The sequence below is a fragment of the Pseudomonadales bacterium genome (genome assembly GCA_013215025.1).
Classification (GTDB): Bacteria; Pseudomonadota; Gammaproteobacteria; order Pseudomonadales; family DT-91; genus DT-91.
The window spans coordinates 1-5,102 of the sequence record JABSRR010000190.1 but is presented as its reverse complement, the minus strand read 5'-3'; the positions used below and the strand labels follow the sequence as shown (position 1 = coordinate 5,102).

6 protein-coding genes are annotated in these 5,102 nt (G+C 46.5%); all 6 read left to right on the top strand.

Annotation, left to right across the window (positions count from 1 at the left end; all coding sequences use genetic code 11):
* Positions 1 to 801: hypothetical protein (locus HRU21_11420; protein NRA42898.1), on the top strand; the 801-nt coding region annotated here is incomplete at its 5' end.
* 57 nt (positions 802 to 858) lie between these two features.
* Positions 859 to 1,695 carry a tRNA pseudouridine(38-40) synthase TruA gene (gene truA, locus HRU21_11415; GenBank protein ID NRA42897.1) on the top strand — a complete coding sequence of 279 codons (837 nt, stop codon included), beginning with the start codon at positions 859 to 861 and terminating at the stop codon, positions 1,693 to 1,695.
* Between the two features lie 87 nt (positions 1,696 to 1,782).
* Positions 1,783 to 2,409: a phosphoribosylanthranilate isomerase gene (locus HRU21_11410; protein NRA42896.1), complete on the top strand. Its 627-nt coding sequence runs from the start codon at positions 1,783 to 1,785 to the stop codon at positions 2,407 to 2,409.
* 6 nt (positions 2,410 to 2,415) lie between these two features.
* On the top strand, positions 2,416 to 3,642 hold the full coding sequence (trpB, locus tag HRU21_11405) for a tryptophan synthase subunit beta (protein NRA42895.1): 1,227 nt from the start codon (positions 2,416 to 2,418) through the stop codon (positions 3,640 to 3,642).
* A gap of 27 nt (positions 3,643 to 3,669) precedes the next feature.
* Entirely contained in the window at positions 3,670 to 4,467 is a 798-nt protein-coding gene (locus HRU21_11400; GenBank protein NRA42894.1) for a tryptophan synthase subunit alpha, read from the top strand.
* A gap of 104 nt (positions 4,468 to 4,571) precedes the next feature.
* A partial coding sequence (locus HRU21_11395; GenBank protein ID NRA42893.1) for an acetyl-CoA carboxylase carboxyl transferase subunit beta occupies positions 4,572 to 5,102 on the top strand: 531 nt, incomplete at its 3' end.

Genomic DNA, 5,102 nt, shown 5'->3' with positions numbered 1-5,102 from the left:
GATGCAGAACTTGAGCTTGATGATGCAGTGGATGTATCCAGCGAGCTTGAAGAATTAGACGTATCTGATGAGGGCGAGGTAGATCTTGATCTTGCTGAGGTGAGCGACGACTTAGCCACATCTCTTGAGGCAGCGGCTGAAGAATTGAGTCTTGATGATATTGATCAAGTTGACGGCGTGGACCAAGTTGACGACTCTATATCAATCGATGATTTAGATGATGGTGGCCTGGATGAAATATCGCTGGATGACTTAGATGAACTACTTTCTGCTGATGCAGATCTGTCCAGCGCGTCTTTAGAGGCGGGTGAGCTGCCTGAAACTGAGCTTTCGCTTGATGATGAGTTGCAGTCAGCAAATTCAGAGTCTGATCAAGCACTCGATCTTGGTGATTTAGATCTGGCCTTAGATGCTGATGATTTATTAAGCGATGATGATGAGGACCTGGAGCTAAGCTTAGGCGATGAGCTAGATTTGTCATCAGCTTTTGAGACAGAAGACGTTGTAAGTGATGCATCATTGGCTGACGCAAACGATACTGAGCAAACCCTTGAAGACGCAATGGCGGAGGATAGCGTTGCTGATACTGACGCTGGCCTCACAGACGTCACTAGCCTAGACGAAAACGATCTATCTTTCTTAACCGATGAAGATGAGGTTGCCACGAAGCTTGATCTCGCAAAAGCTTATGTCGAAATGGGCGATGAGGATGGCGCTAAAGATATCCTGCAAGAAGTATTGGATGAGGGCAGTGAGCAACAAATCTCTGAAGCCGAGTCCATGCTTGCCTCTATCAGTTAACTTAACTGCAATTTGATGTTATAAACCTGCGTCTGCAGGTTTTTTTTTGAGATTTTTATGCACAAACCTTTCTCTGATGTAAGCATTGATACTAGAAAAATTGCAATGCTGATTGAATATCGAGGGGCTTTATATCATGGCTGGCAGAAACAATTGCAGCCTGATGTGCCAACGGTTCAGGCTACGCTCGAACAGGCAATTGGACAAGTAGCGGCGCATGATGTGCAGATTTTTTGTGCTGGTAGGACCGATGCTAAAGTGCACGGAACGGCGCAAGTTATTCATTTTGAAACATCTGCTTTGCGCTCCCAAAAAGCTTGGGTTTGCGGTGTGAATGCTCAATTACCTGATGATGTTCGCGTTAGATGGGCCAGTGGTGTTGATGATGCTTTTCATGCGCGCTTTAGTGCTACAGCAAGAACCTATCGTTATTTAATTATTAATACGCCGGTTAAACCCGCTATTTTTGCGCATTTAATGACTTGGCATGAGCGGCCTTTAGCTGCTGATAAAATGCATCAGGCGGCGCAAGCTCTGTTAGGTGAGAATGACTTTAGTGCATTTCAGGCAGCAGCCTGCCAATCGCATTCTTCCTTTCGCTGTGTCGAGTATATTACCGTGCGTCGTTCTCATGATGTGCTTGTGATTGAGATTAAGGCCAATGCTTTTTTATTGCATATGGTGAGAAATATTGCTGCAGTATTAATGGAAATTGGCGATGGTCGAAAACCCGTTGAGTGGGCGCAGCAAGTATTGCAGAGTCGAGATCGACAGCAAGCCTCGGTAACTGCGAAACCTGACGGGCTTTATTTAGTTGCAGTTGATTACCCAGATAGTTTTGCTATACCGCAGCTGACAAAAGGCCCATCTTTGTTAGAGTCCTCATTTGACTGATGCTTGCGCATAAATTGTCACGGCATAGGGCAGACAGCAAAGGCTGATTCTGCTACTATCTAGCCCGATTTTTTGGGTAACTGTATGATGCGCGTTAAGATTTGTGGCATTACCAATGCTGATGATATTGCAGCTGCTGTTATGGCTGGTGCTGATGCCCTTGGTTTTGTATTTTATCCGCCCAGCAAACGAGCGATCAGTATCGAGCAAGCTGAATCCTTAGTTGCCGCGGTGCCGCCGTTTGTTCAAACGGTTGCATTATTCGTGAATGCAGAAAAAGCATTTATTGAGCAATTATTGGCCTCTGCAAATTTTCAGCTGCTACAGTTTCATGGCGAGGAGACTGCTGATTTCTGCGCACAGTTTGACCGTCCTTACATAAAGTCAATCCCAGTAAAGCCTGACAGCTCGGCTGACAGTCTTGCAGCCATGATGCAGCAATACGATTCCGCTCAAGGATTTTTACTGGATACTTTTAAGCAAGATATGCCTGGTGGCACCGGCGAAAGTTTTGATTGGCAGCTTGTGCCTAAATCTGCCAAACCCCTCATTTTAGCCGGTGGTTTGAATCCCAGTAACGTCGCTGAGGCGATTCAGCAAAGCCAACCCTATGCGGTTGACGTCAGCGGCGGTGTAGAACAATACCCCGGTAAAAAATCCAAAGACAAGCTAAAAGCGTTTATAGAACAGGCAAAATCTACTCAAATTACGTGAATTATTATGAGCGACACATCAGCAATACCGAATGACTTTTCAATGTTTCCAGATGAAAACGGCCGCTTTGGCATATTTGGCGGCAGATTCGTTTCAGAAACCTTAATCTCAGCGCTTGATGAATTGAACGCGGCCTATCAACAGCTGCGTTCAGATCCAGATTTCCAACAAGCGTTTGATCATGATTTGGCGCAATATGTGGGTCGCCCAAGCCCTTTATATCATGCCGAGCGATGGTCGACATTGATTGGCGGTGCACAAATATATCTTAAGCGCGAAGACCTAAATCATACCGGTGCACATAAAATCAACAATACTATTGGCCAAGCCTTGCTGGCCAAGCACATGGGTAAACAGCGAATTATCGCCGAAACTGGCGCCGGGCAGCATGGTGTTGCCTCTGCAACGGTGGCTGCTCGCTTGGGTCTTGAGTGTATTGTGTTTATGGGTGAGACTGATGTTCAGCGTCAATCGCTGAATGTTTATCGCATGAAATTGTTAGGTGCTAAAGTTGTTGCGGTACAGTCGGGTACTAAAACCTTAAAAGATGCGATGAACGAAGCGATGCGAGACTGGGTCACCAATGTTGACGATACTTTCTATATTATTGGAACCGCAGCTGGTCCACATCCTTACCCGCAGCTGGTGAGAGACTTTCAGTCGGTGATAGGGCGTGAGGCAAGGGCTCAGTGTTTAGCGCAAACCGGACGACTTCCTGATGCTCTCGTGGCCTGTGTAGGCGGTGGCTCAAATGCGATTGGTTTATTTCATCCATTTCTCGAAGATCAATCGGTTGCGATGTATGGCGTCGAAGCGGGCGGCCTAGGTTTGCACACGGATGATCATGCTGCACCAATTTCCAAGGGTAAGCCCGGTGTGTTACACGGAAATCGCACATATTTGATGGAAGATGAAGATGGGCAAATTATGCACACGCATTCAGTCTCAGCGGGTCTTGATTATCCTGGTGTTGGGCCCGAACATGCTTGGTTGAACGATATTGGTCGCGTAAATTATACCGCTGCGACTGATGAGGAAGCCCTTGATGCATTTCGCGAATTAACCCAAATCGAGGGTATTATGCCAGCATTGGAAACCAGTCATGGATTGGCTTATGCACGCAAGCTGGCGGCAGAGATGCAGCCAGATCAAACGATTATTGTGAATTTATCGGGTCGTGGCGATAAAGATATTCATACCATTGCCGGTATCGATGGTATTTCAATAGCTTAATAGCCTTAACCATAAGAAGTAGATAAAGTGAGTAGAATTGCAGGCCGATTGGCTGAATTAAAAACGGCCTCCAAAAAGGCCTTAATCCCTTATTTTGTATCTGGCGATCCAAGCCTGTCAGCCACGGTTGACATGATGCATGCCTTGGTTGATTCTGGCGCCGATATTCTTGAGCTAGGTGTCGGTTTTTCTGACCCTATGGCGGAAGGTCCGACAATTCAGCTGGCGCATGAGCGCGCTTTGGCCAATAAGGTGAGCTTGCGCGATACTCTTGCCATGGTGGCTGAGTTTCGTCAAACCGATACGACTACCCCAGTAGTTTTAATGGGATATGCCAATCCGATTGAGGTTATGGGCTATCAACGTTTTGCTGAGCAAGCGAAAGCAGCTGGTGTAGACGGTGTATTAGTGGTTGATTTGCCGCCCGAAGAAGCCGATCAATTTCAGTCGATTTTAAGTCAGTTTGAGATTGATAATATCTTCTTGATAGCGCCAACCACTGAGTTTTCTCGGGTACAGAAAATTGTCAAAGCTGCTACGGGATATATTTATTATGTCTCACTAAAAGGCGTCACCGGAGCTGGTCATTTGGATGTTGACTCGGTTAAGTCGAAGCTTGCCGAAATTCGAACGGTTACTGACCTGCCGCTGTGTGTCGGTTTTGGTATCAAAGATGCGGATTCTGCTCGACAAATTGCAGCCTTGGCAGACGGCGCCGTAGTTGGGAGCGCGATTGTTGATCGAATAGCGCAGGCTGATTCAGCATCTGACGCTATTGCATCGGTGAAAGCTTTTACACAGACAATCCGAGAAGCAATCAATTGATTGTGATAAACTGATCTAGCCATTATTTATTAAATTGATAACAAGATGATCAGCTGGCTACTCTGTAACTATTGAGTGCCGCAAATGATAATAGGGGATGTACCATGAGCTGGGTTAATAAAATTTTACCGGCTATTAGAAAAGATTCGCCAAAGCCTCAGGGCGGGAACGATTCAAAGGTGCCAGAGGGGCTGTGGAAAAAATGCCCGAAATGTGAAGGGGTTTTATACAAGCCTGAGCTCGAAAAAAATGCTGATGTGTGCCTTAAGTGCGGTCATCATATGCGAATTGGTGCGCGCCGTCGCTTAGATATTTTCTTTGATCAAGAGGGCCGTGCTGAAGTTGCTGCAGAAGTTGAGCCTAAAGATCGCCTTAAATTCAAAGATGTAAAAAAATATAAGGATCGTCTCGCCAGTGCGCAGAAGCAAACTGGTGAGAAAGATGCGATTGTTGCCATGCAGGGCACGGTCAACGGTTTGCCGGTTGTGGCAGTCGCATTTGAGTTTGCCTTTCACGGCGGCTCAATGGGCTATGCTGTTGGTGAGAAGTTCACGCGTGCGGCGAATATTGCGCTAGAGCAAAATATTCCATTTGTGTGTTTCTCTGCCTCAGGTGGTGCGCGCATGCAAGAAGCC

Excerpts from the sequence above, each read along its gene's own strand:
- truA (NRA42897.1), top strand. The coding sequence starts at position 859 with ATGCACAAACCTTTCTCTGATGTAAGCATTGATACTAGAAAAATTGCA.
- HRU21_11410 (NRA42896.1), top strand. The coding sequence starts at position 1,783 with ATGCGCGTTAAGATTTGTGGCATTACCAATGCTGATGATATTGCAGCT.
- trpB (NRA42895.1), top strand. The coding sequence starts at position 2,416 with ATGAGCGACACATCAGCAATACCGAATGACTTTTCAATGTTTCCAGAT.